Consider the following 26,625-nt stretch of genomic DNA (forward strand, 5'->3'; position numbering starts at 1 on the left):
TCATCTTCCAGGTCGCCTCCCCGGGGCCATACCCAAGCCCCGTACCCCTCGGCACAAAGGCGTCCTCGATGACGCCTGCGCGTTGTCGGGAACGCCGGAGTTTCGGGAAAAGGGCACATGCCCGTCTTCCACGAATGGTCTTACTCCGCGAGAAGAGCAAAAAATGCACAAGCACCCCAACACACCCCGGATGCTGCGGTGGCGCCCTGCCGCCGCAGCACTGGCAGCGGCCGTGGCGGCCTCTGCCTTCCTTGCGGTTCCGTCGGCCCAGGCCAACGAACCCGCGGACCCGCCCGCCGCTGAGCAGATGCCTGCCCCCACCCCCGGCTTCCCCCTGCCCACCGAACACAGCCAGAAGGCTTACGACCCGGCCGCGGACTTCACGTCAAAGTGGACCCGTGCCGACGCCAAGCAGATCATGGCGCAGAGCGATTCCACCGTTACTCCCGGCCAGAACTCCATGAGCCCCGACGTCACCATGCCGGAAATCCCCGAGGATTTCCCCGCCATGAACGACGACGTCTGGGTCTGGGACACCTGGTCCCTGACTGACGAGAACGCCAACCAGATCAGCTACAAGGGCTACGACGTCATCTTCTCCCTGGTCGCCGACCGGCACGCCGGCTACGGTTTCGACCAGCGTCACTGGAACGCCCGGATCGGCTACTTCTTCCGCAAGACCAACGCCGACCCGGCCAAGGACAAGTGGAACTACGGCGGACACCTCTTCCTGGACAACACCTCCATCGGCAACACCGAATGGTCCGGCTCCACCCGCCTGATGCAAGGCAACCAGGTCAACGTGTTCTACACCGCCACTACGTTCTACGACGTTGCCGAGCGCAACGCCGGCGGCGGCGGCATCGCCCCTGATGCGGCCATCGCCAAGGCGCTGGGCAAGATCCACGCTGACGAGAACGGCGTGACCTTCGACGGCTTCAAGCACACCAAGCTGCTTGAGCCGGACGGCAAGATGTACCAGAACAAGGCCCAGAACCCGGGCTTCGCCTTCCGCGACCCGTACACCTTCGCCGACCCGGCCCACCCGGGCAAGACCTTCATGGTCTTCGAAGGCAACACCGGCGGTACCCGCGGCGACTACCGCTGCGAGGAGGAGGACCTCGGCTACAAGCCCGGCGACCCCAACGCCGAGACCGTCAACGAGGTCAACAGCACCGGAGCCTACTACCAGACCGCCAACGTGGGCCTGGCTGTGGCGGACAACAAGGACCTGACCAAGTGGTCCTTCCTGCCGCCGATCCTCTCCGCCAACTGCGTCAACGACCAGACCGAGCGTCCGCAGATCTTCATCCAGAACGAAGGCGGCAAGAACAAGTACTACCTGTTCACCATCAGCCACCAGTTCACTTATGCAGCCGGTATGCGCGGACCGGACGGTGTCTACGGCTTCGTCGGCGACGGTGTCCGTTCGGACTACCAGCCGATGAACAACAGCGGCCTGGCCCTGGGCTCGCCGACGGACCTCAACCTTCCGTCCGAGTCCCCGGAGGCACCGACCCCGAACCAGAACGGCCGCCAGTTCCAGGCCTACTCGCACTACGTGCAGCCGGGCGGCCTGGTGCAGTCCTTCATCGACAACGTGAACGGCGTCCGCGGCGGCTCACTCTCGCCCACCGTGAAGATCAACTTCCGTGACGGCGTGTCCCAGGTCGACCGCAGCTTCGGCCAGAACGGCCTCGGCCCGTTCGGTTACCTGCCCACCAACGTCAAAGTTGGCGGCGAAGGTCTCTACAAGTAACCGCGCCGGGTAGCTTTGCACCCGCAGCGACAGGGGCGTCCGGAACCATCCGGGCGCCCCTGTCCCTTTTTGTACTCCTTATATACGGATGGAATCCCGCACGTCATCCGGGCTAGACTCGCACGCCGGGGACAGAACGCCAATGCCGCCAGCTGCCGAAACGGAGCGGGCGGCGCAATCTCAACCAGAAATGTGACTTTTGAAAAACCTTTCACGCCCTCTGACCGCAGCCACCCTCTTCGCCGCACTGGCGCTCACCGCATGCTCCGCGCCCGGGGCCGGCAGCGCGTCGTCGTCGGCTCCTGCTGCCGCATCGTCGACGGCGACGCCCAGTCCCAGCAAGAGCTCCGGGCCATACGGGGACTTCCCGTCCGCGGCGGAGGCGTGCACTACCATCTCCGAGCAGGCCACCGGAGCCTCACTGTTCCCGCTCTCGGCCGCACAGGGCAAGACAGCGGAACTGGAACAGCTTAAAGCGGAGCTCAGCGAAACCGCCGAACGCGTTCCTGACGAACTTAAGGCCGATTTCGCCAACCTCAACGAGGTGGCCATCGCAGGGCTTAGCGACCAGTCCGTCTACTCGAGCGGAAAGTTCGATACCGCCATGACCCCGGTTACCGCCTGGCTCGCCGCCAACTGCAAGTAGCGGATCCCGGCTTAGCAATTTCCGTCGGCGTCCGGCCGCTTGCCGCGGCCAAGGGATAGTGTGGTGTTCAAGAGAAGGGGAGTGCCTGATGGAATACCAGAACCCACATCCCGCGCCGGGGGCCCATGTTGAACCAGTCAGCGCCCTGACGGTCGGCACAGGACGTACCATCATTTCCGAAACGGCCGTTGCGAAGGTAGCCGGCATCGCGGCCCGCACCGTGCCGGGAGTATATTCGCTCGGCACCGGGCCGTCCCGTGCCCTCGGCGCCATCCGTGACGCCGTAGGCAGCTCGGACCACGCTGCCGGAGTCCACGCGGAAGTCGGTGAGACGCAGGTGGCAGTCGACATCAATCTCGTCGCCGTCTACGGGACGCCGTTGCACTCCCTGGCGGACCAGGTCCGGGCCGCCGTCTACACAGCCGTGGAAGAGCTCGTGGGCCTGCAGGTCATCGAGGTCAATGTGGAGATCAACGACGTCTACGTGGCAGGTCCGGCTAAGCCCGGCCTGCCCGTGGAAGCCCGGACCGAAAGGGAGGCCATCCAGTGAACCTGACCGTGGTGGGAATTGCAGTGGGCGCCTTCGTGGCCTTTATGTCTTTCGCGTTCGGCGTCTGGGGCTTCCTGGTTTCGCTGCTGTTCATGGGGATCGGCGCCCTTTTCGGCCGTGCCGCGGAAGGGAAACTTGACCTGCGCAGCGTGTTCGATGCCATCACAGGCCGGCGCTCGTCCTCATGAGCAGCACGGCCGGAACCGTGGCCGGTGGCTCCGTGATGGCCGGACACAACCGCATCAGTACGCAGGCGCTCACCAGCCTTGCCCGTGCCGCCGCCGCTGAGGCCTTGGGGGTCCCGGCGCATGACGTCCGGGCTGACTGGTCCGACGACGACGGCCTGCTGGCTTTGTCGCTCGTCCTGCCTATCAGGATTCCGCCACTGACAACGGTCCTGCGCGATCCCGGCCGCGTCGGCGGGTTCGGCGGATCCATCTGGGAGCGCGCCGTGGCGGCAAAAGCCGTAATCCTGCAGCGTGTCGCGGAGCTCAGCGGGGCGCAGCTGAGCCGGGTCGATATCCGGATCAGCGGCGCCGCCATCAGCGAAGGGGGAAGGGTCCAGTGAACAACGCGACGGACGTCCGCTCAAAGGGCAGCCACGCAGCGGGACACGGTGCGGATGCCGCCTCCGCAGCTGCCGCTGATTCCCGCGGTGCCGGGATGCGCCGGATCCTGGACCGCGAAACACGCTCTTCCCGGGCCGGTGTGTCGGGAATAGCCGCGGTCCTGGTGGTGGTCCTGTGCGGTTACGGACTCCTCGAAGCCGCTGTGCGTGCCATCGGGCAGCCGCCGTGGCTTATCGATCCGGAGACCGCGGCGGAACGCATCATCGCACTTCCGCAGGGCATTTCCCCCCTGCTGCTCGGCGTCATCGGAGCCGTTACGGCAATGGTGGGGCTCTTCTTCTTCCTCAATGCAGTGCTTCCCGGGCGACGGGCCAGGCATTTGCTCTCGGACCCCCGTGCCGGGGTGGTGGTTGACGATGAAGTGATCGCCTCCGCGCTGGCACGCCGTGCCCGGCTGGCTGCGAACGTCACCCAGGAACAGGTGATGGTGGTGGTTTCCCAACGGCAGGTGACTGTCAACGTGCGTCCCACCTCCGGAGTGCCGGTCAGTGAAAACGCCGTCCTTGCATCGGTGCTGGAGGAACTAAGGGAGATGGCTCCCGAGCCCATGCCCGAAGTCCGCGTCAGCGTGGCCACGTCCGGGGTGATCGGGGCATGAACAACACCCCCAGAGTACTGAACCGCATCCTGATCGGAATCCTGGGCCTGAAGCTGCTGGTTATCGGACTGCTGCTGGTCCTGCTGGCTACCGTGCCGGCCGTAGGTCCGTGGTGGCAGCAGTGGTCAGCCGGTGTGTGGAGCGGAATGAGCCAGCTGTTCCAGAGCACCGGCGTCCCCGGCCGTGAAGAAAGCTGGCTGTGGGCCGTGATCGCACTGCTGCTGGTCCTGGTGATGGCGGCGATGGTCGCGTGGGTGGCGCAGCAGGGCAAAGGCCGCTCCGGCCTGATTGTCGCCGAAGATGACGCCGGCGGTTATCCCGGCAATGTGCGGATCGGCGGAGGAGTTGCCGAACAGGCGCTGCGGGCGGCGTTGACGGAACGGCAGGACCTTGCCGGCGCCACCGTAGCTGTCTACGAGATCCGCGGTGAGCCTGCCCTGAAGATCCGGCTGCAGCCGCGCCAGGGTGTGGCTCCGCACCTCCTTGCAGCGGATGTTTCCGCCCTCGTGGAGGCACTGGACGCCGTCGTCGGCAAGCGCACGCCCGTACTGATCCACATTGGCGCCGGTGCCCGTTCCCGGTTCAGCCGGGCCGAACGCGTCCGCTGACGGGCGGGCAGCAGGACCCAAGGCGACAGAACCCGAACACATCAGGGGCCGCTCCCTTCCTTCCGGAAGGCAGCGGCCCTGTCGTGTTGTGCCCTTTTGTCGGTCTAGTCGGCGAGGAGGTACACGGCGGAGTTCGGTGCCAGTTTCCGTGCGCCGCCCGGATCCGTTCCCGATTCGGCGTCGCCGCCCGTCACGGCCTCCGGCAGGCTGGCCACGGCAACCCGGTATCCGTCCGGCAGCGGGGCTGCTGCGATGCCCATGTTGGCAACCACCAGGACGTCCCCGTTGTGGAAGGCGAGCACACCGTCTGCTGGCTCGTGCGCATCCGCCCAGGCGAAACTTCCGGCTCCCAGCCGGTGTTCGCGGCGGAGGGCCAGTGCGGCACGGTACAGCTCCAGGGTGGAACCGGCGACGCCGTCCTGACGGTCCGCGGCCAACGCACCGAATGACTCGGGCTGGGGGAGCCAGGGGGCTGCCGGGGCGGAAGCGGACGCGAACCCGTAGCCCGGTTCCCCTGACTTCCACGGGAGCGGCACGCGGCAGCCGTCCCGGCCGCGCTCTATGCCGTTTGTCCGGAAGAACGTCGGGTCCTGACGGGCTTCGGGCGGGACGGCGGTGTGCTCGGGAAGGCCCAGTTCCTCGCCCTGGTACAGGTAGGCCGAGCCGGGGAGCGCGAGCAAAACCATGGTGGCAGCCCGGGCGCGGGCCAGGCCCAGGCTGTCGTCGGGCTGCTCATCCTCTGCGGCGATGCCCTTCGGGAACGTGGTGGGGTCCTTCAGGCCGAAGCGCGTGGTGTGCCGGACGGTGTCGTGGTTGCTGAGCACCCAGGTGGTGGTGGCGCCCACGGTGGCGGCAGCGCGCAGGGAATCCTCAATGGCCGCCGCCGTCCGTTCGGCGTCCCAGCCGGCCAGCAGGAAGTCGAAGTTGAACGCCTGCTGCATCTCATCCGGCCGGACGTACCGGGCCAGCCGCTCGGCCGGCTCCACCCAGGCCTCGGCCACCAGCATGCGGTCGCCGTCGTATTCGGCCAGCACCCGGTTCCAGTCACGGTAGATGTCGTGGACGCCGTCCTGGTCAAAGAACGGCGACGGGGGATAGAGCGGCGAGACCGGCTGGTGCCTTTCACTGTCGCCTGTAGTTGCGGCGGCCACGTTGCCGGTGCCGGCACCGGCAGCACTGCCGGCAGCGTGGGCGCGGTGCGGTTCCTCGGCTTCCGTGTGGCCGCCGGGAGCGTCTCCGGGCAGCTCGGTGGTCCCTTCCACCATGGCCGCGGACCCTTCCCAGTCGGGCAGACCCGCTTCCTTGACCATGCCGTGGGCCACGTCCACGCGGAAGCCGTCCACGCCGCGGTCCAGCCAGAACCGCAGCACCGAGCGCATTTCCTCCTTGACCTCGGCGTTTTCCCAGTTCAGGTCCGGCTGCTTGGTGTCGAACAGGTGCAGGTACCAGTCGCCGGGCCTGCCGTCGGCCTCCGTGACGCGAGTCCAGGCCGGACCGCCAAAGATGGACTTCCAGTTGTTCGGTGCCAGGTTGCCGTCGCCGGAACCGGGAACTGAATCCTTGCCGGGCCGGAACATGTACCGGTCCCGTTCGCGGGAACCCGGGGCTGCCGCAAGGGCCTCCTGGAACCAGGCGTGTTCGTCCGAGGTGTGGTTGGGAACCAGGTCAACGATCACCTTGAGCCCCAGGCCGTGAGCTTTCTGCAACATTTCGTCGAAGTCCGCCAAGGTGCCAAACAGCGGATCCACTTCGCGGTAGTCGGCGACGTCGTACCCGGCATCGGCCTGCGGCGACTTGTAGAAGGGGGACAGCCACACGGCATCCACTCCCAGCTTGTGCAAATGGTCCAGGTGCGCCGTTACACCGCGGAGATCGCCCATGCCGTCCCCGTTTGCGTCGGCAAACGACCGGGGATAGACCTGATAAACGACGGCGCTGGCCCACCAGGCCTGGATCGAGGGGCCGGCAGTGGGGACTGGGCTGTGTGCCACAGGTATCCTTTCCATAAACTTCGGTGTAAACGCTTGCATTTCTCACCGCAACGTTACTAGTGTGATGGGCACCACTTCAACCGCACCGCCGATTTGCTTGTCACTCAGCGAGGAGTCTCCTTTTATGAAAACCCCTAAGTTCTTACTGCCGGCCGCAGCTGCCGGTGTTCTGGCATTAGCGCTCTCTGCCTGCGGTGGCGGAGGCGGCACAACGGGCGGCGGCGGCGGCGGCGACGCCGAGCAGGGCCTCGACGGCCGCGGCCCCATCACCTACGTCCAGGGCAAGGACAACAGCAACGTCGTCCGTCCCCTGATCGAAAAGTGGAATGCCGCCCACCCGGATGAGAAGGTCACCTTCAAGGAACAGACCGACCAGGCCGACCAGCAGCACGATGACCTGGTGCAGAACTACCAGGCCAAGAACGCCAACTACGACGTCGCCAGTGTCGACGTCGTCTGGACAGCGGAATTCGCTGCCAAGGGCTGGCTCCAGCCCCTCAAGGACAAGATGGCCGTGGACACTGCGGGCATGCTGGCTCCCACCGTTGAAGCCGGTTCCTACAAGGGCACGCTGTACGCGGCACCGGTTTCCTCCGACGGCGGCATCCTGTACTACCGCAAGGACCTTGTTCCCACGGCACCCACCACCTGGGAAGAAATGATGGAGATGTGCTCCATCGCCAAGGCAAACAACATCGGCTGCTACTCGGGCCAGTACAAGCAGTACGAAGGCCTGACGGTCAACGCGTCCGAGGCCATCAACTCGTTCGGCGGCTCTGTCCTGGACAAGGACGGCAAGCCCAGCCTCAACACGCCCGAGGCCAAGGAAGGCCTTGAGAACCTGGTGAAGGCCTTCGCCGACGGCAACATCCCGAAGGAAGCCATCACCTACCAGGAAGAGGAAAGCCGCCGCGCGTTCCAGGACGGCAACCTGCTCTTCCACCGCAACTGGCCGTACGTGTACAACCTGGCCACCACTGAGGGATCCTCGAAGGTCAAGGACGTTCTTGGCATGACGGCCCTCCCGGGCAAGGACGGTCCCGGCGCCTCGTCACTGGGCGGCCACAGCGCAGCCATCAGCGTGTACTCCAAGAACAAGGCCACGGCCCATGACTTCGTGAAGTTCCTGGTCGAAGAAGAGCAGCAGAAGTTCTTCGCCACCCAGGGCTCGCTGGCACCCGTGCTCGGCGACCTCTACGAGGACCAGGAACTCGTTGCCAAGCTGCCGTACCTGCCGGTGCTGAAGACCTCCATCGAGAATGCCGTCCCGCGTCCGGTCACGCCGTTCTACCCGGCGGTCACCCAGGCCATCCAGGAAAACTCCTACGCAGCACTCAAGGGCGAAAAGTCGGTGGAACAGGCTCTGTCTGACATGCAGAAGTCCATCGAAACCGCCGGTGCGGGATCGTAGTCTAGCCATGGCAACCGAATTGGGCCCGACGCCGGTCAAGCGACCGGCGTCGGGCGGTACCCCGGTCCACCACGGCCCCAAGGGCGTGGGTGAGGACAATAAGATCCTGAGCCAGGGGAAATGGGCTTCCTGGCTCCTTGCGCCCACCATCATTGCCCTCGCAGTCGTGATCGTTTACCCGATCATCAGTGCAATCGTGATGTCCTTCCAGAAGGACGCCGGACTGGATCCGGTCACCGGGTTGTTCACGGCAGGCGGCCCCGCCGGCGTCCAGAACTACGTCAACTGGATCGCGCAGCAGTGCGCGGCTCCCGGCGGCGGAACTGTTGCCTGTCCGCCCGGAACCCTCGGTGCACAGTTCTGGTCGGCGACGGCCACCACGTTCCTCTTCACTGTCATCACGGTGACGTTCGAGACAGTCCTTGGCTTCTGGATGGCCATGATCATGGCCCGCACGTTCAAGGGCCGGAGCCTCGTCCGCGCAGCCGTCCTTGTGCCGTGGGCCATCCCCACCGCCGTCACGGCGCAGCTGTGGCTGTTCATTTTCGCCTTCGAGGGCATCGCCAACAAGATGTTCAACGCCAGCATTCTTTGGACCGGCAGCGAATGGCCGGCCAAATGGGCGGTGATCATTGCCGATACGTGGAAGACCACGCCCTTCATGGCTCTGCTGATCCTCGCGGGTCTGCAGATGATCCCGGCCGAGGTCTACGAAGCGGCCAAGGTGGACGGCGCCACTGCCTGGCAGCGGTTCCGCCTGATCACGCTTCCGCTGGTAAAGCCTGCGCTGATGGTGGCCGTCCTGTTCCGCACCCTGGACGCCCTGCGCATGTTCGACCTGCCCTACATCCTGACGGGCGGCGCCAACAACACCACCACGCTGTCCATCCTGGTGATTAACCAAATCAGGCAAGGGTTCAACGCGGCCGCGGCGCTATCCACCATCACGTTCATCATCATCTTCATCGTCGCCTTCATTTTCGTCCGCTTCCTGGGCGCCAATGTTGTGGAACAAAGCGGCGCGACGGGTAAGGGGAAGAAATGAGCACCGGGACAGCCCTCCGTGCGGAACAGGACAGGGGCCGCAAGGCCTCCCAGAACCGGGAAAAATGGGCACAGGCGCGCACTTACATCAGCGCCGCCGTGATTCTCATCTGGTGCCTGGCTCCCGCCTACTGGATGGTGGTGACGGCATTCAGGGAAGTGGGCTTTACCTACGACACCTCGCTGCTGCCGACCCACGTCACGCTGGACAACTTCATCACTGCGTTCGATACCTCGTTTGGCAACAGGTTCGGCCAGGCGCTGATCAACAGCATTTTCATCGGCATCACGGTCACGGCCATCTCGCTGCTGATCGGTGTGTTCGCCGCTTACGCCCTGGCCCGCCTGAACTTCCGGTTCAAGTACCTGGTGCTGGGCTTCATCCTGGGCGCGTCCATGTTCCCGGGCGTCGCGCTCATCACCCCGCTCTTCCAGCTCTTCACCAACATCGGCTGGATGGGCACCTACCAGGCGCTGATCATCCCGAACATCTCGTTCGTGCTGCCGCTGACTGTGTACACCATGACGTCCTTCTTCCGCGAAATGCCGTGGGAGCTGGAGGAATCTGCCCGCGTGGACGGCTGCACCCAGGGGCAGGCGTTCCGGAAGGTGATCATGCCGCTGGCGGCACCGGCCATCTTCACCACGGCCATCCTGGCGTTCATTTCCTCATGGAATGAGTTCCTGATCGCCAGCCAGCTGTCCAGCGACGCGACCCAGCCGGTGACGGTGGCCATCGCAAGCTTCGCCGGGGCACAACCGAACCAGATTCCATACACGGCCATCATGGCCGCCGGAACCATTGTCACCATTCCCTTGGTGATCCTGGTCCTGGTCTTCCAGCGCAAGATTGTTGCCGGCCTCACCGCCGGCGCCGTCAAGTGATCCGTCAAAAGTCAGGTATGGCTGTGGGCGGGGAACAGAACCACGGACGGGTCCGCAGCGAACACAGGCGGGCCCGCTCCGGGGAAGATTTCGACATCATCATCGGATTCCTGGGGTTCTGGGCCGTCGTCCTGCTGGTGGTCACCGTCTGGATGGAAGTGACCGCCCAGCCGGCCCTCGGTTGGGCGCTGGGCCTGCTGGCCACGCTGCTGGCGCTGTACGGGATGGTGAGGGTTCGACGCCGGCTGCCCGCCAGGACCGCTACGCGTAAGAAATACGGCTGACCAAGAGCTCAACGGCTGAGCGTCATAGCAAGGCCGGGAGGAATAGACTGGTTTGTTGCCGCAGAACACCAGGTAGCAAGACTCTGCGGACAGCTGACAAGGGGAAATACCGTGGCACGCACAACTGACAGGGCTCAACGTGGCGGCCATTCCGGCGTCAGCATTGAGGATGTCGCCGCCGCCGCCGGAGTTTCCACGGCCACAGTTTCACGCGCAGTCCGCGGACTGCCCAGGGTTTCACCGGCCACCCGGGAAAAAATTCTCGAGGTGGCCGGCGCCTTGGGCTATGTGGCATCCTCCTCCGCCTCGGGCCTGGCCACCGGGCGCACCAAGACCATCGGCGTGCTGGCGCCGTTCGTGAGCCGCTGGTTCTTCTCCAAGGCCATCGAGGGTGCGGACCGGGAACTGCACGCCCGCCAGTACAACCTCTCGCTGTTCAACCTGGGCGGCCACGGCAGCAATCGGGAGCGGCTCTTCAGCAAGACCATGGTCTATAAGCAGATCGATGCCCTGCTGGTCCTCTGTATGGCGCTGACTCACGACGAAATCGAGCACCTGCAAAAGATCGACATTCCCCTGGTGGTGGTTGGCGGCCACGTCGAGGAGTGCCCCTACATCGGCATCGACGACTACGCCGCGGCGTCCACCGCCGTGCGGCACCTGATCAGCCTGGGGCACAAGGAGATCGCCCTCCTGCACGGCGACGACGAAACGGACCTCAACTTCGACGTTCCCCGCGTCCGCATCAAGGCGTTCCAGGACGTTATGGCCGGATCAGGGCTGACGGTACGGCCGGAATGGGATGAGTGGGGCGACTTCACGGTCCGCAGCGGCCAGGATGCGTTCACCAGGATGTGGGCCCGTCCCGGACTGAAACCCACCGCCATCTTCTGCGCCTCGGACGAGATGGCCATGGGCGTGATCTTCGAAGCGTACAAAGTGGGCGTCCGCGTACCGGAGGACCTGTCGGTCATCGGGATCGACGACCATGATTTCTCGGACGCGATGGGGCTGACCACGGTGCGGCAGCGGCCTGACGAACAGGCCGAACTCGGCACCAAGATGCTGCTGGATGAGCTGGACGGGAACATCGGTGCGGTCCACTCAACGGTGGCCCCGCACCAGCTGATCGTCAGGAGAACGACGGCGCCGCCTCCCTCTGCGGCGAACGCCAGCTGACCGCCTAATCCCAGCTGACCGCCTAGGACGCCCGGGCGAGCTGCCTGATGGGGATCCAGCGCGAGGCCAGCCGGCGGTAGGCCGCGGCGGCCCCGGTCATGTCGCCCTCCGCCAGGCATTCGATGCCCAGGCGTACGTCCATGGGTGAATCGTCCGGGTACACCTTGTCCGCAACGGCGCCATAGTCCAGTTCCACTACCGAACCGGGGTGGAAAAGTTCCAGCCACTCGGTGAGCTGCGTCATGTCATCCAGCATGTCCAGGTCGGGGGCCGCCAGCGCCAGATTGGCCACTGCATACCGGATTCGTTCCAGGGCTTCTCCGATCCGTGCCCAGACCCGGACCGTGACGATCCGTCCGCCGGATTCCACCACGTCCTGGGGGTCGGATTCCTGGAAAAGCGAGAACCAGCTGAACGGGATGCCCCACGTGGAGGCGCGGGTGTGCACGCGGGTGGTGCCCTCGCGGGCCTTCACCAGGTCAATGCGTTCCTGGTGCTTGTCCCGCTGTTCCTCCGGAATCAGCAGTTCCGCCAGGGGGCCGTGGATGCCTTCCATGAGGGCGTTCGCGGCAAGCCCCGCCCGCAGCACCAGCTGGCTGGGGCAGTACAGCAGCGCCGGACCGCTCTCGGCGGAAGAGCCGGCAGCAGGGGCGGCGGAACCCGGCCCGCCGTCGTCGGACGTCACGGAAGCGTCCGGCGAGCCGGAAGATGTCTGCCTGCGGGGTTGTTCCGGCTCCGCGGGAGCCGGAACAACCCGCACCAGATCGGTCCGCCCGGTGGGGAAGGGATCGCCGCCGGGGCGGGTGATCCGGCCGAGGGAGGCCTGCAGTTCAGCGTTTTCCACCGCTGCACGGGACGCCGTCCTGGCGCCTGCCGCCTGGAGCGCGGCGCGCTGTTCCTCCGGGAACGCAGTAAGCGGCTCGTAGATCCGCAGCGCGGAGGAGAAGGGCAGTCCCGCCTGGCCCCGGTAGAGGTTGCCCGTCATCGCGGACCCATCAGTCGGCCAGCTCCACGATGACCGGAGCGTGGTCGGACGCGCCCTTGCCCTTGCGCTCCTCGCGGTCGATGGACGCGCCGGTGACCCTGGCCGCCAGGGCGGGGGAGCCGAGCACGAAGTCGATGCGCATTCCTTCCTTCTTGGGGAAGCGCAGCTGGGTGTAGTCCCAGTAGGTGTAGACGCCGGGACCCGGCGTGTACTCGCGCGCCAGGTCCTTGAACCCGGCCTCTTCAAAGGCGTGGAAAGCCGCACGTTCCGGCGGGCTGACGTGGGTATGGCCCTGTGACAGGAACAGGTCGATGTCCCACACGTCCTCGTCCAGGGGAGCGATGTTCCAGTCACCCATCAGCGCCACCTGAGCGTCCGGGTTTCCGGTCACCAACCCCTGGGCGTGGGTCTTCAGGCTTTCCAGCCACTTGAGCTTGTAGGGCATGTGTTCGTCGTCGAGGGACCGGCCGTTGGGGATGTAGAGGCTCCAGACGCGCACGCCGCCGCAGGTGGCGGCCATGGCACGCGCTTCCTGGACCGGGTCCTTTCCGGCCTTGCCGAACGCCGGCTGGTCCAGGAACGTCCTCTCCACGTCCTCGAGGCCCACCCTCGAGGCGATGGCCACACCATTCCATTGGTTCACGCCAAAGTGCGCCACCTCATAGCCCATGCGCTCAAAGAGCTCCCACGGGAAGTTGTCGTCCTTGCACTTGGTTTCCTGGATGGCCAGGACATCACAGTCACTGCGCTGCAGCCAGGCCTCCACGCGGTCGGCACGGGCACGGAGGGAGTTCACATTCCAGGTAGCAATCTTCACAGTTCCTAACTTACCGAACTTGGGCGTCCCGCATAGCGGCCGGGAACAGCGGCGGCGGCGGTTTGGGCCCTGTTTTTTCTCGGCGGCGCCCGGTGTTGCGTCCGACACGGGGCACTTTGGCGCGGACACGCCGGGAGATTAGGCCCGGAGGCCCGGAAATCACGTCAAAGTGCCCCGCGTCGGCCGCTCCCGACGGCGGTGCCCGGCTAGCGCCGGCACCCGCGCCAGCCCTCTGGAATTTAGTAGGAAGTCCGAGTATATTCAGCTTCGAGGATGATGTAGGTCACATGCAAAGGAGCATTCCGTCATGGTTCGTGAGCTTTCCCATTACGTAGACGGACAGCGGGTAGAAGGCACCTCCGGGCGCTTCAGCGACGTCTATGACCCGTGTACGGGCGAGGTCCAGGCCAGGCTGCCGCTGGCCAGCGCCGAAGAGGTGCGCAATATCATCGCCAGCGCAGAAAAGGCCCAAATGGCGTGGGGCGCCATGAACCCCCAGCGCCGCGGCCGGATCCTGCTGAAGTTCGTGGACCTGGTGAACGAGCACATGGACGAGCTCGCCGCCTTGCTGTCCTCCGAGCACGGCAAAACCCTGCCGGACGCGAAGGGCGACATCCAGCGCGGCATCGAGGTGGTGGAATTTTCCGCCGGCGCCCCGCACCTGCTCAAGGGCGAGTTCTCCGATGATGCCGGGTCCGGCATCGACGTTCACTCCATGCGCCAGCCCCTGGGCGTGGTGGCCGGCATTACGCCGTTCAACTTCCCCGCGATGATTCCGCTCTGGAAGTCCGGACCGGCCCTGGCCGCGGGCAACGCGTTCATCCTGAAGCCTTCGGAGCGGGACCCGTCAGTGCCGCTGCGCCTGGCCGAGCTGTTCACCGAAGCCGGCGTGCCGGACGGCGTCTTCAATGTGGTCAACGGGGACAAGGAGGCGGTGGACGCCCTGCTTGAGGATGAGCGCGTCAAGGCCATCGGCTTCGTGGGCTCCACCCCGATCGCCCAATACATCTACGCCACCGCGGCTGCCCATGGCAAGCGCGCCCAGTGCTTCGGCGGGGCCAAGAACCACATGGTGATCATGCCGGACGCGGACCTGGACATGGCCGTCGATGCGCTGATGGGCGCCGGCTACGGTTCGGCCGGCGAGCGGTGCATGGCCATTTCCGTGGCGGTCCCCGTGGGCAAGGACACCGCCGATGCCCTGGTCTCCAAGCTGGAAGAACGCGTGAAGCACCTCAAAGTGGGCCACAGCCTGGACAGGAATTCGGACTTCGGACCGGTGGTGGCGGCGTCTGCCAAGGAACGGATCGAAGGCTACATCCAGTCCGGCGTGGACCAGGGCGCCACCCTGGTGGCGGACGGCCGCGGCCTCACCGTTGACGGCTACGACGGCGGGTTCTGGGTTGGCCCCACGCTGTTCGACAACGTCACCAAGGACATGAAGATCTATAAGGAGGAGATCTTCGGCCCGGTGCTCAGTGTGCTGCGCGCCGCCGACTACGACGAAGCGCTCCGGCTCTGCAGCGAGCACGAGTTCGGCAACGGCGTGGCCATCTTCACCCGCGACGGTGATGCCGCCCGGGACTTCGCCAGCCGTGTCCAAGTGGGTATGGTGGGCATCAACGTGCCCATCCCGGTGCCGATCGCCTACTACACGTTCGGCGGCTGGAAGGCCTCCGGCTTCGGGGACCTCAACCAGCACGGCGCCGATGCGTTCCGTTTCTACACCAAGACCAAGACCGTGACCAGCCGCTGGCCCTCCGGCATCCGCCAGGGCGCAAGCTACGTGATGCCGGAAGGCAGCTGATGAGTGCAGGACCTACCGCAGGTGCGAACACAGCAAGCCCCACTGACGACGTGGTGTTTGAACGGCGCGGCCATCTTGGCGTTGTCACGCTGAACCGGCCCAAGGCCGTTAATGCCCTCACCTTCGGCATGGCTGCCGCCATGCTGGAGCGGCTCGCCGCCTGGGCGGACGACGACGGCGTGGCCACCGTCCTGGTGCACGGCGCCGGGGATCGGGGGCTGTGCGCCGGCGGCGACATCGTGGCCATCTACGAGGACATGCTGACGGGCGGTGATTCAACGGCGGACTTCTGGCGCACCGAGTACCAGCTGAATGCCCTGATCGCCGGATACCCGAAGCCGTATGTGGCTTTCATGGACGGGCTGGTGCTGGGCGGCGGTGTGGGGATCTCGGCGCACGGTTCCGTGCGCGTGGTCACCGAACGTACCCGCACCGGCATGCCGGAGACCACCATCGGTTTTGTGCCCGACGTCGGCGGCACCCTGCTGCTGTCCCGCTCGCCGGGGGAGGCGGGCACCCATGCGGCCCTCACCGGCGCCCACCTGAGCGGGGCGGACGCCCTCTTCCTGGGCCTGGCGGACCATTTCGTGCCCTCCGGGAACCTGGCCGCGCTGGCGGCCGCGCTGGAAAGCGAAACGGCGGAAGCCGCCGTCGGACGCTTCAGCGAAAAGCCGCCGGCCTCGGCGCTGGGCGGGCAGCGGCACTGGATCGACGCCTGCTACCAGGGTGACGACGCCGAGGAGATCCTCCGCCGGCTGCGCGCCTTTGACGGGGGTGCTTCCGGCGAAGCCGCAGATGCCGCGTCCACCATCGAGGCGAAGTCGCCCACCGCCGTGAAAGTGGCGCTGGAATCGCTCCGCCGCGCAAAGGACCTGACGCTGGAGGAAGCACTGGAACAGGAGTACCGCGTGGGCCTGCGGTTCCTGGCCGGACCGGACTTCCGCGAAGGCATCCGCGCGCAGGTGGTGGACAAGGACCGCAATCCCCAGTGGAAGCCCGCCACCCTGCACGAGGTCTCCGCTGCCGACGTCGGAAGGTTCTTCGAGCCGCTGGGGGAGCGGGAACTGAATCTGCAGCCAAAGGAGGCACGCAATGTCTGAAGCAATGCCTGAAACCACAGAACCCGGAGAATCCGGAGGAAAAGCGCACGTCGCGTTCCTGGGGTTGGGGCACATGGGCGGCCCCATGGCCGTGAACCTGGTCCGGGCCGGGTATACAGTGGCGGGTTTCGACGTCGTGCCCGCAGCGCTGGAAGCGGCCAAGGAGCACGGGATTCCCACCGTGGCCACGCCCGCGGAAGCGGTTGCCGGTGCCGACGTGGTGCTCACCATGTTCCCCAGCGGCCGGCACGTCCTGGACGCCTACCGCGGAACGGACGGCCAGCCCGGGCTATTGGACGCTGCCGCGCCGGACACCATGTTCCTGGACTGCTCCACCATCAACGTGGACGAGGCCCGGGAGGCGTCCGCGCTCGCCGTCGCGGCCGGTCACCGGGCAGTGGACGCTCCCGTCTCCGGAGGCGTGGTGGGGGCCGAGGCCGGAACCCTGACCTTCATGGTGGGTGCGCTTCCTGAGGACTTTGAGGCCGTGCGGCCCTTGCTGGAGGTGATGGGCAAGCGCGTGGTCCACTGCGGCGCCCACGGCGCGGGCCAGGCCGCGAAGGTCTGCAACAACCTGATCCTGGGCGTCTCAATGATCGCGGTGAGCGAGGCCTTTGTGCTCGGCGAGAAGCTGGGGCTGACGCACCAGGCCCTGTTCGACGTCGCGTCCGCGGCGTCCGGACAGTGCTGGGCGCTCACCACCAACTGCCCGGTTCCGGGGCCTGTCCCCACCAGTCCGGCCAACCGGGACTACCAGCCGGGCTTCGCCGGGGCGCTGATGGCGAAGGACCTCAAGCTGGCCCTGAACGCGCTGCAGAGCACCGGAGTGGCCGCCCGGATGGGGCCGCTGGCGTCGGAGATCTACGATACGTTTGCGGCGGAGGGCGGAGCAGGCCGTGACTTCTCCGGCATCATCACGGACATCCGGGACAAGTCGGAGCACTAGCGCCGGGAAGCCAAGCCGCGGCAGCAGTTTTCGAAGCAGAACAACGTGAGGAGTCAGGCATGACGGAACAGTACGGGAACATTCTGGTGGAGCGGCGCGGACGTGTGGGGCTGGTGACGCTGAACCGGCCCGAAGCGCTGAATGCGCTGGACAAAGCCACCATGGATGAACTCGTGGCTGCCGTCACGGCTATGGACACGGACCCCGACGTGGGCGCCGTGGTGGTCACCGGGTCCGGCAAGGCCTTTGCTGCCGGTGCGGACATCAAGGAGATGGCTGCCCAGGGCTATATGGACATGTATGCCGCGGACTGGTTCCGCGGCTGGGAGGACTTCACCAGGCTGCGCATCCCCGTGGTGGCGGCCGTCTCCGGCTTCGCCCTGGGCGGCGGCTGCGAGCTTGCCATGATGTGTGATTTCATCATCGCCGGGGATAACGCGAAGTTCGGGCAGCCGGAGATCAACCTCGGCGTGCTGCCGGGCATGGGCGGCTCACAGCGGCTGACCCGGGCCGTGGGCAAGTCCAAGGCCATGGATTTGATCCTCACCGGGCGGTTCATGGATGCCGAGGAGGCGGAACGGGCCGGCCTGGTGTCCAGGGTGGTGCCCGCGGCGGACGTTGTGGAAGAGGCCCTGAAGGCCGCCGAGGTGATTGCTTCCAAGTCCAAGCCGGTGGCGATGGTCGCCAAGGAAGCAGTCAACGCGGCGTTTGAAACCGGTCTGGCGCAAGGGGTGCTTTTCGAACGGCGGATCTTCCACTCGCTCTTCGCCACCGAGGACCAGAAGGAAGGCATGGCCGCTTTCACGGAGAAGCGCCAGCCGGAATTCAAGCACCGCTAGGGACGGTGACCTTAGGGCCGCGGCGCCCGTCGGTGGGCGCGAAGCACTGAGTCCGTGACGGTGACGGAGCCGCCGTCGGCACCTGTCACCGAGCGCCAGCGCGCTTCGCAGACGTCGATTTCCCATTCGTCCCGGTCCAGCCCGCCGGCGATTTCCTCCGGCGTGAAGAGCAGTCCCGGTTCGCTTGGCCGCGGAATGCCCGCTTCCAGGTCCGCGGGATGGTGGCCCACGATCAGGAGGGTCCCTCCGGGCGCCACGGACGCGGCGAGCCGGTGGTACAGCTCGGTCCGCTGGGTTAGGGGCAGGTGCATGAACTGGGCGGACACGAGGTCGAACGTGCCCGCAGGCGGGGGCGAGCTGGTGAGGTCGTGGTGGGCCCAGGTGATCCGCCCGGCCGCTTCTGTGTCCTCTGACGCCCTTTCGGCTGCCCGTGCCAGGGCCACCGTGGAGATGTCCACGGCCGTGACCCTCCAGCCCTGGCGTGCCAGCCAGATGGAGTCCGCTCCTTCGCCGCTGCCTACGTCCAGGGCCGAGCCCGGGCGCAGGCCTCCGGCCTCGGCTACCAGATTCGGGTTCGGGTTGCGGCTCCACACCGAACCGTGCTGGCGGTAGCGTTCATCCCAGAACGACTCGTCAAACTTCATCCGTGGTCTCCTCGCTGCCCGTGCTTCAGGTCCGGGTAGCGTGCCGTCAGGGACGGCCCACGCTATGCCGTGACTATGCCACGATACGCCGTGACGGCGTCCGTTTTTGCCGCCCCTGCTTCGGGGACCGCGGTCGCGGCGTGGGCGCGGGGTGGAGTTAGGCCGCGCTGATGCCGAACAGCCCAATGATCAGGCCCATGACCGCAAGGGTGACCAGCTCGTGTGCGCAGTTCAGGACGGTCAGGCCGGCCGGGCGGCCTTCGAAGGCGTCGTGCGTGATGAAGCGGGCTGCGGTGAACCCGGCCCAGAGGATGACGGCGGTGATCAGGGTGTTGGCCAGGAAGTTGCCGCCGTAGAAGTGCTGTGAAATGGCGGCCGAGCCGGCGAGCACCAGGGCGCTGACGAAGCTGACTACCAGGGTGATGAGGATCGGCTTGATCGCGTCCTTTGCCTCGCCGCTCGGGGATACCTTCGCGACCTTCATCCAGTAGTTGCCGAAGACTTTCGGGGTGTACCAGACCGAGCCCACTACCATGCTGGAAAGGGTGGCCAGCAGTACGGCCCAGATGTTGATTTCCGGAATCATTGCGCTCTCCTCGGGTCCAGCGCCAGGGTATGGCGTAGTCCTCCGAAGTCTAGGGCGGGCCGCCGCGTTGTTCGCGGCAACACGGTGGTCAGTCGGCGAAGTCGCCGGCGTTCCGGCGGAATTTCCCCAGGATCCGGATCAGCTGGTCCACGTCCTGGTTGGCGAAACCGGACTGGCCGAATACCTCGCTGTTGAGTGCCGCCGTCGCACTCTTGGCCAGGGTGCGTCCTTCGGCGGTGAGTTCGATCAGGGTGGTGCGGCCGTCCGTCGGATGCGGGGAACGGACCACCAGGCCGGCGTCCTGGAGGCGGTCGACGGCGTTGGTCACCGACGTGGGGTGCACTTGCAGGAGCGCACTCGCCTTGTTCATGGGCAGCGCGCCGCTGCGGGCGAAACTCAGCAGGGCCAGGAGTTCGTAGCGGGCGAAGGTCAGGCCGAAGGGCTTGAGTACGCCCTCGATCCGGGCCAGCAGGATCTGCTGCGTGCGCATGATGGCCGTGATGGCTGCCATGGGCGCGGCGACGTCACCCCAGCCGTGCTGCTCCCAATTGCGCTGGGCGTCGGCAATCGGATCGCGCGGAAGCGGGTTTCCCATGGCACCTCCTGACTCGTGGTTTGCTCCAGCCTAACTTTTCAGACCCGGGAATTCCGTGTCCGAGTACTCAATGCCCAAGCCCGCCGGTAATGGTCCGCTGCCGTGCCGGAGTTCTTCGCTGTGCCGGAGTTCCACCCGCCGGATCTTGCCTGAGATGGTCTTCGGCAAATCCGCGAACTCCAGCCGCCTTATGCGTTTGAACGGTGCCAGATGGTCGCGGCAGTACCGCAGGATCTCTTCAGCCAGTTCCGGGCCGGGCTGGTGTCCGGCGGCGAGGACCACAAACGCCTTCGGCACGGACAGCTTGAGCGGATCGGGGGAGGGGACGACGGCGGCCTCGGCCACCGCCGGGTGTTCGATCAGGACACTTTCCAGCTCAAACGGGGACAACCGGTAGTCGGAGGATTTGAACACGTCGTCGCCGCGTCCCACGTAGGTGATGATCCCGCGCTCGTCCCTGCTGGCCATGTCGCCCGTGTGGTAATAGCCGTCCCGGAAGGCGTCCGCGGTCTTCTCTGCGTCGCCGTAGTACGCCTTCATCAGCCCCACGGGGCGGGGGTCCAGGCGGAGGCAGAGCTCGCCGTCGTCGGCCTCTTCCCCTGTCGCGGGGTCAACCAGCACCACGTCGTAGCCGGGGAGCGGCTTGCCCATTGCCCCGATCTTGATCGGCTGGCCGGGGGTGTTGGCGATCTGGACCGTCGATTCGGTCTGGCCGAAGCCGTCCCGGATGGTCTGGCCCCAGGCGCGCTGCACCTGATCGATCACCTCGGCGTTGAGCGGCTCCCCGGCGGACACTACCTTGGTGGGCGGGTTCCGGAGGACGGTGAGGTCGGCCTGGATCAGCATGCGCCACACTGTGGGCGGGGCGCAGAAGCTGGTTACCTTCTCGCGGTCCATCTGTTCCATCAGGGCCTTGGCGTCGAACCGGCTGTAGTTGTAGATGAAGACGCAGGCCTCGGCGATCCAGGGCGTGAACACGTTGGACCACGCGTGCTTGGCCCAGCCGGGCGAGGCGACGTTGAGGTGCACGTCCCCGGGTTCCAGCCCGATCCAGAACATGGTGGACAGATGGCCCACGGGGTACGAGGTGTGCGTGTGCTCCACGAGTTTGGCCTTGGACGTGGTCCCGGACGTGAAGTAGAGGAGCAGGGTCTCATCCGCCTTCGTTGGGGCGTCCGGCGTGAAGCCGCCCGGCGCGCCGGCGGACTCCGTGTATTGGGCGGCCGCCGCTTCGGCCGGTGTCGGAACTGCGGCAGGGCCGGTGTCGGCGATCTCGATCAGTTTGTAGTTCCCGGGAACGTCGGCGAACTTGCCGATGTTGGAACTTCCGACGGCGGCCCAGCCCGCCTCGCCCCGCTCCACCCGGTCCGTCAGGTCGGTCGGGCCCATCAGGGTGGTGGTGGGAATCATCACGATGCCCAGCTTGATGCCGGCCAGCATCAGTTCCCACAGCTCCACCTGGTTGCCCAGCATGATGATCATGCGGTCGCCGCGGCGGACCCCCTGGCTCCGGAGCCAGTTGGCCACCTGGTTTGAGCGCTCGGACAGTTCGGCGAAGGTGCGCCGTGTGGCACTGCCGTCCTGTTCCACAATGACCAGGGCGGGCTTGCCGCCCTTGCCGGGGTCTGCGGCGATCCGGTCGAACCAGTCGAGGGCGAAGTTGAACTCGTCAAAGCGCGGCCATTGGAACTCGCTCCGCGCCTGGCCGTAGTCCTCGCGCAGGGCCAGAAGCCTGTCCCTCGCGGCCCGGAAGTCGTCGGTGACTGTCATGGGGGCCCTTTCGCCTAGTGATCCACATCACTGTGCAATATACTAGGACATCCAAGGGTTTGGAAGAGCGAAGGGATGCGTGCCGGTGCAGCCACAACGACGTGACAGCGGGGAAACCACCACAGTGCCGGAGCAGCCGCCGTTTCCGGACGCGGACCTGATGTACATAGTGGACCTGCTGCCCGCCGGCGAAAGGTCCCGCTATCTGGAGGTGCGCGACTTCCTGCAGTCCCGCATCCGCGCCGCATCCATCGAGTACTGGAACCGCGAGGAATTTCCCTTCGGCCTGCTGGCGGAAATGGGCAAATACGGGCTGGGCGGGCTGCAGACGGACGGAACGTCGGCGCTTTTCAAGGGCCTGATGTACGTGGAAGTGGCCCGCGCGGACGTTTCCCTCTCCGCCCTGGTGGGCATCCATAACGAACTGATCGTCGGGATGATCGACGAGCTCGGTTCCGAGGAACAGAAGCTGCGCTGGCTTCCCGGACTGACGGCGTTCACGCAGCTGGGAGCGTTCGCGCTGACGGAGCCGGACCACGGTTCGGACATCGCCGGCGGACTCGAAACGTCAGCCCGGCTCGAGAACGGCGAATGGGTGATCAACGGGGCGAAACGCTGGATCGGTGCCGGCACCATTGCCGATTTCGCCCTGGTCTGGGCCCGGGACGAGGCCGACCGGCAGATCAAGGGCTTCATTGTCGAGACGGACCGACCTGGCTACTCCGCCACGAAGATCTGCAACAAAATCGGCCTGCGGATCATGCAGAATGCGGACATCCGGCTGGACGACGTGCGGATTCCGGAATCCAACCTCCTTCCCGGGGCCACGGATTTTTCCAAAGCCAACGACCTGCTCCGTGACTCGCGCGCCTGGGTGGGCTGGCAAGGTGCCGGGATCCAGCTGGCCGCGTTCGACGTCGCCCGTTCTTATGCCCTGGAACGGAAGCAGTTCGGCAAGGAGTTGGCGAGATTCCAGCTGATCCAGCAGCAGCTGGCCGAAATCCTGGGCAACGCCAGCGCCTCCCTGGCGCTCATGGCGCAACTGGCCCGGATCCAGCAGGACGGGAAACTGGAGATGGCGCAGGCCGCGATGGCGAAGTCCACCACTACGCGGCTGGCGCGGGCCTCGGTAGCCATGGGCAGGTCGCTGATGGGCGGTAACGGCATCAGCAGCGACTATGAGATGGGCAAGCTGTTTGGCGACGCGGAGATTCTCTACACATACGAGGGCAGCTACGAGATCAACTCGCTGATCGTTGCCCGTGCCGTAACGGGGAAGTCGGCGTTCGTCTGAGGGCTTGAGCTTCGCTCAGTAGGGTGGCCGCATGGACCCATTGGCTGATGCGGAACCGGGTGCCTGGCTGCACGTGCTGCTCGATCCGACGGCGCGGGACATGCATTTTGCCGTGCCGCACGGTTATCCCGCCTATGCCCGCGTGTTCCATCCGGCACCCCGGGACAGGCCGGCCGGCACTTTGTCATGGCACCGGCACGACCGGTCGTTGCTCGTCGAGATGGACAGTGAACCGGCTACGTGGGCAACCGTGGCCGCCAGGTTCGGCAAAACCATGCACCCCCTGGCGCAGTTCCACCGGCTGGTCGGTCCGCAGTCCGGACCGTACGGAGAAATCCTCGACGCTGACGGGTGGCGGTACTCCGCACCCCTGGAGGGAAACCTCGACGTGGACGTTCTTGCTGCAGCTGCGGCCGTCCTGTGCCGCCACACGTCGACTCCCGACGCAGGGGTGGCGGCCGTCTGGGAGGGGTGGGGCGGCCTCACCAGCGCGGCGGGGTATGCCCGATTGACCTTCGGTGCGTCGGACGGGGAGGCGGCGGCCGGTGTGTGGAGCCGGACCGAAACTGCGGAAGCGGGACTGTTGCCGGCGAACGTGGTTGACGGTCCCCGTCTTGAGCTGCCCGGGCGGGGCCATTTCCTTTTTTCGGCAGCGCCTAGAGGGTTCACGGATCCAGCCTGGACGCGCGCAGCGCCATGGCACCACGATCCGCGCTGGCCACAGTCGCCAAGCCTGCTCTGGCCCGAGGACAGGTCCTGGGTGCTGGTCACGGAAATCGATTTTGATTCGACGGTGGTGGCGGGAAGCGCAGCCCTGATCGCCGAGCTGGTGGCGGCGCCCCGTGTGGAAGCCCTGCGGATCAGTGAAGGTGCGGATTTAACGTGGGACGCGGACGCGCTGAACCGGCCGCCCGGTGCGTAGAAGTCCCGGCGCGCGCGTCGTTGTTGCCTGCTAGTCCTGGCCGCGCTCGTAGTGGAGCAGAACCACACCGTTGCCGAAGGTCCGCGTCCCCACCAGCTTGAGGTTCATCCTGACATCCGGTGACTCAAACAGCGGACGTCCCCGGCCGAGCACCACCGGGGTGACGTAAAGCCGGAATTCGTCGATCAGGCCGTGCCGCATGAACGTGGCGGCCAGGTTAGCGCCGCCCAGGGCGAGGTCGCCGCCGGGCTGCGCCTTCAGTTCCGTGATTTGTTCAGGCACGACGTCGCGGATCACCTGTGTGTTCCATTCCGCCGTGGTGAGAGTCCGGGAAAAGACGAACTTGGGCATGTCGCGCCAGATACCGGAAAATTCGACCATGGCCGGGCTGCTCTCCGGATCCTGGTCCGCCGTCGGCCAGAACTCCGCCATCATCTCGTAGGTGACCCGGCCGTCGATGAATCCGCCCATGTTCCGCAACTCATCGTTGAAATGCGTATGCACTTCCTCGTCCACCAGATGCCAGCTGATATCCCGATCCGGCCCTTCGAAGTAACCGTCCAGCGACACTGACAACATCAGGATGATCTTTCGCATGCCGATCCCTTCGTGGCGCGGCGGGTTCCGGACAGGACCGCCGTCGTAGTTTCCAGTGAATCACTCAAGGATCCGTTGGAACAGGAGTCCTGCCACGCCCAGGGGGTCCTTTGTCCCTTCCGCCGCGGCCGGGCAAGGATCAGAGTTGGTTTAAGGGCAGCTGCTGGGGGTGACCCCCAAATGATTTGCCGCTGAAGGAGGGGTCATGAGAATCGAATCCTGGATTTTCGGAGGCCTGGCTATATTCTTCGTGCCCGTTGGCGTGGTCTACGGCCTGGTCACAAGTTGGACAGAACCGGTGGGATTCCTGGCGTTGTGGCTGGTCGGCGGCCTGGCCGGGCTGATCGGCGGCTACCTCGGTTACACGGGCAAGCGGATCGGGATGCGTCCGGAGGATCGTCACGACGCGGAGATCCACGAGGGGGCCGGTGAGCAGGGCCAATTCAGTCCGTGGAGCTGGTGGCCGATCGCAGTGGGCTTTTCCGCCGCCGGCGGGTTCCTGGGACTGGCCATCGGGTTCTGGATCCTCTACGTCAGCGCCGGGTTCGCCCTGGTTGCACTCATTGGCTGGGTTTTCGAGTACAGCCGCGGGGACCACGCGCACTAACAGGCGCGGCGCGGGCTATCGCCGTGGCGTATAGCGCCAATTGAACGGCGCGGGCGGGCCGGGCGGTCAAGAATTCCCCAAGGTGGCCATACGAATCTGTTCCTAGCTGCGGGCTCCGGTTGGATACGGAGCCGGCAAGGACACTTCTGGGGAGGGATGCCTTTTGTCCGGACTGCCTCACGACGAGGGCTCAGCCATCCAGGGCGTCGGCGGGAGCCCGGGGCTGGTGGTGCTCGTGGCAAAGTGCCGTGACCTCGACATGGAATCCGCCCGCCGGCTCCACGCCGCGGCTGCAAAGTTGCCCCGGTACATCCTCGACACCAGCGCAACCGTGGCCGGCGCCGTGGTTCTGTCCACGTGCAATCGATTCGAAGTCTTCTGCGATGTGCTGCCAGGAGGAGAAGCTGGCGCCATCATTTCTGACATCCTGGATTCCCTGACTCACTGCTCAGAAGTGCCCCGACCGCGACTCGCCTCCTGGTTCGAGTTCAAATCAGGGCCGTCTGTCGCGGAACACCTCATGGCGGTCGGCTGCGGCCTGGAGTCAGCAGTGGTGGGCGAGCGTGAAATCACCGGCCAGGTCCGCCGGGCGCTGGCCGAGGCACAGAAAGCCGGCACGGCCAGCGGCCAACTGACCCGCCTCTTCCAGGCAGCCGCCAGAACGGCAAAGGAGATCGGAGCCCGGACCACCCTTAGTGCCGCCGGCCGGTCCATCGCCTCCGTGGCCTTGGAGCTGGCCGCCAACAGGCCCGGCTGGACAGCCCTCTCTGACGCCGCCGTCGTCGTCCTCGGGACGGGGTCCTATGCGGGTTGCATCACGCGGCTGCTCAAGGACAAGCAATGTTCGAACATTTCGGTCTTCTCCCAATCCGGCCGTGCAGAGGCGTTTGCCGCCGCCCGGGGAGGAACGGCGCTCACGCCCGGGGCGCTGGCGGCGGCGGTCAGGCAGGCGGACATCCTCATCGGCTGCAGCGGCAACGGGGCCCGTATCGGCGCCTCCGCGCTGGCACATTGGAGACAGGAGGCCCGCGGTTCGCTGGCCGTCATTGACCTCGCACCCGGCCATGACTTTGAGCCCCAGGTTGCAGGCCTGGAAGGCATCGAGCTGATCACGCTGGAATCGGTGCACCTGAGTGCTCCGGGGCCGGATCTCGCGGCCCTGCACCATGCCCGTGCGCTGGTCCGGCAGGCTGCGCGCCGCTTTGAGGAGCAAGAGCGGCTCCGCAGTGCTGACCTGGGCATCGTTGCTCTTCGCCGGCACCTTCATCAGGTTCTCGACCTCGAAATGGACCGGGTCAGGAATCAGCGGGGACGCACCGCGGCGGCCGAGGACGTGAATCTCGCCCTGAGGCGGATCGTCCGTCAGTTGCTTCATACGCCAACTGTCCGCGCCAGGGAACTCGCCGCAGTGGGCCGGCAGGATGATTACCTGGCGGCATTGGAAGCCCTCTTTGGCATTAGCGCGCCCGCCGGCGGTGGGCGGGACCCCCGGGTCCCGGGACCATTCAAAGCCTTGCGGAGCTAACGTCGTT

At 66.0% G+C, this 26,625-nt stretch carries 28 protein-coding genes; 20 read left to right on the forward strand and 8 right to left on the reverse strand.

Annotation, left to right across the window (positions count from 1 at the left end):
- Positions 1–163 precede the first annotated feature (163 nt).
- From J2805_RS08355 to J2805_RS08385, 7 genes are all read left to right on the forward strand, one after another.
- Positions 164–1,759: a glycoside hydrolase family 68 protein gene (locus J2805_RS08355; protein WP_309975025.1), complete on the forward strand. Its 1,596-nt coding sequence runs from the start codon at positions 164–166 to the stop codon at positions 1,757–1,759.
- 199 nt (positions 1,760–1,958) lie between these two features.
- The gene (locus J2805_RS08360; protein ID WP_309975027.1) at positions 1,959–2,405 is read left to right on the forward strand and encodes a hypothetical protein; all 447 of its coding nucleotides are present in this window, start codon (positions 1,959–1,961) and stop codon (positions 2,403–2,405) included.
- Between the two features lie 88 nt (positions 2,406–2,493).
- Complete coding sequence (locus J2805_RS08365) at positions 2,494–2,955, forward strand: Asp23/Gls24 family envelope stress response protein (protein WP_309975030.1); 462 nt, start codon at positions 2,494–2,496, stop codon at positions 2,953–2,955.
- On the forward strand, positions 2,952–3,143 hold the full coding sequence (locus J2805_RS08370) for a hypothetical protein (protein WP_309975032.1): 192 nt from the start codon (positions 2,952–2,954) through the stop codon (positions 3,141–3,143). The genes J2805_RS08365 and J2805_RS08370 overlap by 4 nt, the downstream gene beginning before the upstream one ends.
- Positions 3,140–3,523 carry a hypothetical protein gene (locus J2805_RS08375; protein WP_309975035.1) on the forward strand — a complete coding sequence of 128 codons (384 nt, stop codon included), beginning with the start codon at positions 3,140–3,142 and terminating at the stop codon, positions 3,521–3,523. Before J2805_RS08370 ends, J2805_RS08375 begins: the two co-directional genes overlap by 4 nt.
- A 95-nt stretch (positions 3,524–3,618) precedes the next feature.
- Positions 3,619–4,182 (forward strand): DUF6286 domain-containing protein, encoded by a 564-nt coding sequence (locus J2805_RS08380; protein ID WP_309975683.1) that lies wholly within the window; start codon positions 3,619–3,621, stop codon positions 4,180–4,182.
- Complete coding sequence (locus tag J2805_RS08385) at positions 4,179–4,790, forward strand: hypothetical protein (RefSeq protein WP_309975038.1); 612 nt, start codon at positions 4,179–4,181, stop codon at positions 4,788–4,790. The genes J2805_RS08380 and J2805_RS08385 overlap by 4 nt, the downstream gene beginning before the upstream one ends.
- Positions 4,791–4,894: 104 nt before the next feature.
- Here the strand turns inward: J2805_RS08385 and J2805_RS08390 are convergent, their stop codons facing one another.
- Positions 4,895–6,796: a glycoside hydrolase family 13 protein gene (locus tag J2805_RS08390; protein ID WP_396134266.1), complete on the reverse strand. Its 1,902-nt coding sequence runs from the start codon at positions 6,794–6,796 to the stop codon at positions 4,895–4,897.
- A gap of 109 nt (positions 6,797–6,905) precedes the next feature.
- Here J2805_RS08390 and J2805_RS08395 point away from each other — a divergent pair, with 109 nt between their 5' ends.
- The 5 genes from J2805_RS08395 to J2805_RS08415 all read left to right on the forward strand — a co-directional run bounded on the left by J2805_RS08395 (position 6,906) and on the right by J2805_RS08415 (position 11,584).
- Positions 6,906–8,192 (forward strand): ABC transporter substrate-binding protein, encoded by a 1,287-nt coding sequence (locus J2805_RS08395; protein ID WP_309975041.1) that lies wholly within the window; start codon positions 6,906–6,908, stop codon positions 8,190–8,192.
- A gap of 7 nt (positions 8,193–8,199) precedes the next feature.
- Positions 8,200–9,237, forward strand: coding sequence for a carbohydrate ABC transporter permease (locus J2805_RS08400; RefSeq protein WP_309975045.1), 1,038 nt, complete (start codon positions 8,200–8,202; stop codon positions 9,235–9,237).
- Entirely contained in the window at positions 9,234–10,121 is an 888-nt protein-coding gene (locus J2805_RS08405; protein WP_309975047.1) for a carbohydrate ABC transporter permease, read from the forward strand. Before J2805_RS08400 ends, J2805_RS08405 begins: the two co-directional genes overlap by 4 nt.
- A gap of 17 nt (positions 10,122–10,138) precedes the next feature.
- On the forward strand, positions 10,139–10,405 hold the full coding sequence (locus tag J2805_RS08410) for a hypothetical protein (RefSeq protein ID WP_309975049.1): 267 nt from the start codon (positions 10,139–10,141) through the stop codon (positions 10,403–10,405).
- A 111-nt stretch (positions 10,406–10,516) separates the two neighbouring features.
- Positions 10,517–11,584 carry a LacI family DNA-binding transcriptional regulator gene (locus tag J2805_RS08415; protein ID WP_309975051.1) on the forward strand — a complete coding sequence of 356 codons (1,068 nt, stop codon included), beginning with the start codon at positions 10,517–10,519 and terminating at the stop codon, positions 11,582–11,584.
- Between the two features lie 22 nt (positions 11,585–11,606).
- On the opposite strand, the gene J2805_RS08420 is transcribed toward J2805_RS08415, so the two are convergent.
- Both J2805_RS08420 and J2805_RS08425 read right to left on the reverse strand, forming a co-directional pair.
- Complete coding sequence (locus tag J2805_RS08420; RefSeq protein WP_309975054.1) at positions 11,607–12,569, reverse strand: hypothetical protein; 963 nt, start codon at positions 12,567–12,569, stop codon at positions 11,607–11,609.
- Positions 12,570–12,579: 10 nt separating this feature from the next.
- Positions 12,580–13,386, reverse strand: coding sequence for an exodeoxyribonuclease III (locus J2805_RS08425; protein WP_309975056.1), 807 nt, complete (start codon positions 13,384–13,386; stop codon positions 12,580–12,582).
- A gap of 307 nt (positions 13,387–13,693) precedes the next feature.
- Here J2805_RS08425 and J2805_RS08430 point away from each other — a divergent pair, with 307 nt between their 5' ends.
- From J2805_RS08430 to J2805_RS08445, 4 genes are read left to right on the forward strand one after another with little or no spacing between them, the layout of a single operon-like run.
- Complete coding sequence (locus J2805_RS08430; RefSeq protein ID WP_309975059.1) at positions 13,694–15,193, forward strand: CoA-acylating methylmalonate-semialdehyde dehydrogenase; 1,500 nt, start codon at positions 13,694–13,696, stop codon at positions 15,191–15,193.
- Positions 15,193–16,293: an enoyl-CoA hydratase/isomerase family protein gene (locus J2805_RS08435; protein WP_309975062.1), complete on the forward strand. Its 1,101-nt coding sequence runs from the start codon at positions 15,193–15,195 to the stop codon at positions 16,291–16,293. The genes J2805_RS08430 and J2805_RS08435 overlap by 1 nt, the downstream gene beginning before the upstream one ends.
- Positions 16,294–16,297: 4 nt before the next feature.
- On the forward strand, positions 16,298–17,239 hold the full coding sequence (mmsB, locus tag J2805_RS08440) for a 3-hydroxyisobutyrate dehydrogenase (RefSeq protein WP_396134286.1): 942 nt from the start codon (positions 16,298–16,300) through the stop codon (positions 17,237–17,239).
- Positions 17,240–17,298: 59 nt separating this feature from the next.
- Positions 17,299–18,078 carry an enoyl-CoA hydratase gene (locus tag J2805_RS08445; RefSeq protein ID WP_309975068.1) on the forward strand — a complete coding sequence of 260 codons (780 nt, stop codon included), beginning with the start codon at positions 17,299–17,301 and terminating at the stop codon, positions 18,076–18,078.
- Positions 18,079–18,089: 11 nt separating this feature from the next.
- Here J2805_RS08445 and J2805_RS08450 read toward each other — a convergent pair whose 3' ends face one another.
- From J2805_RS08450 to J2805_RS08465, 4 genes are all read right to left on the reverse strand, one after another.
- A complete protein-coding gene (locus J2805_RS08450; protein ID WP_309975072.1) occupies positions 18,090–18,722 on the reverse strand; it encodes a class I SAM-dependent methyltransferase in 633 nt (210 codons plus the stop codon).
- 157 nt (positions 18,723–18,879) lie between these two features.
- On the reverse strand, positions 18,880–19,308 hold the full coding sequence (locus J2805_RS08455; RefSeq protein WP_309975075.1) for a DUF1761 domain-containing protein: 429 nt from the start codon (positions 19,306–19,308) through the stop codon (positions 18,880–18,882).
- 88 nt (positions 19,309–19,396) lie between these two features.
- Positions 19,397–19,903: a MarR family winged helix-turn-helix transcriptional regulator gene (locus J2805_RS08460; protein ID WP_309975078.1), complete on the reverse strand. Its 507-nt coding sequence runs from the start codon at positions 19,901–19,903 to the stop codon at positions 19,397–19,399.
- A gap of 30 nt (positions 19,904–19,933) precedes the next feature.
- Positions 19,934–21,673 (reverse strand): AMP-binding protein, encoded by a 1,740-nt coding sequence (locus tag J2805_RS08465; protein WP_309975081.1) that lies wholly within the window; start codon positions 21,671–21,673, stop codon positions 19,934–19,936.
- A 160-nt stretch (positions 21,674–21,833) separates the two neighbouring features.
- Here J2805_RS08465 and J2805_RS08470 point away from each other — a divergent pair, with 160 nt between their 5' ends.
- Together J2805_RS08470 and J2805_RS08475 are read left to right on the forward strand one after the other, a co-directional pair.
- The gene (locus J2805_RS08470) at positions 21,834–22,967 is read left to right on the forward strand and encodes an acyl-CoA dehydrogenase family protein (protein WP_309975687.1); all 1,134 of its coding nucleotides are present in this window, start codon (positions 21,834–21,836) and stop codon (positions 22,965–22,967) included.
- Between the two features lie 31 nt (positions 22,968–22,998).
- The gene (locus J2805_RS08475; protein ID WP_309975084.1) at positions 22,999–23,889 is read left to right on the forward strand and encodes a hypothetical protein; all 891 of its coding nucleotides are present in this window, start codon (positions 22,999–23,001) and stop codon (positions 23,887–23,889) included.
- A gap of 30 nt (positions 23,890–23,919) precedes the next feature.
- Here the strand turns inward: J2805_RS08475 and J2805_RS08480 are convergent, their stop codons facing one another.
- Entirely contained in the window at positions 23,920–24,486 is a 567-nt protein-coding gene (locus J2805_RS08480) for a dihydrofolate reductase family protein (protein WP_309975087.1), read from the reverse strand.
- A 205-nt stretch (positions 24,487–24,691) separates the two neighbouring features.
- Here J2805_RS08480 and J2805_RS08485 point away from each other — a divergent pair, with 205 nt between their 5' ends.
- Positions 24,692–25,093 (forward strand): cytochrome c oxidase subunit 4, encoded by a 402-nt coding sequence (locus J2805_RS08485; RefSeq protein ID WP_309975090.1) that lies wholly within the window; start codon positions 24,692–24,694, stop codon positions 25,091–25,093.
- Between the two features lie 163 nt (positions 25,094–25,256).
- A complete protein-coding gene (locus tag J2805_RS08490) occupies positions 25,257–26,618 on the forward strand; it encodes a glutamyl-tRNA reductase (RefSeq protein WP_309975092.1) in 1,362 nt (453 codons plus the stop codon).
- The last annotated feature ends 7 nt before the right edge of the window (positions 26,619–26,625 follow it).

The organism is Arthrobacter oryzae (assembly GCF_031454875.1).
Taxonomy (GTDB): domain Bacteria; phylum Actinomycetota; class Actinomycetes; order Actinomycetales; family Micrococcaceae; genus Arthrobacter; species Arthrobacter oryzae_D.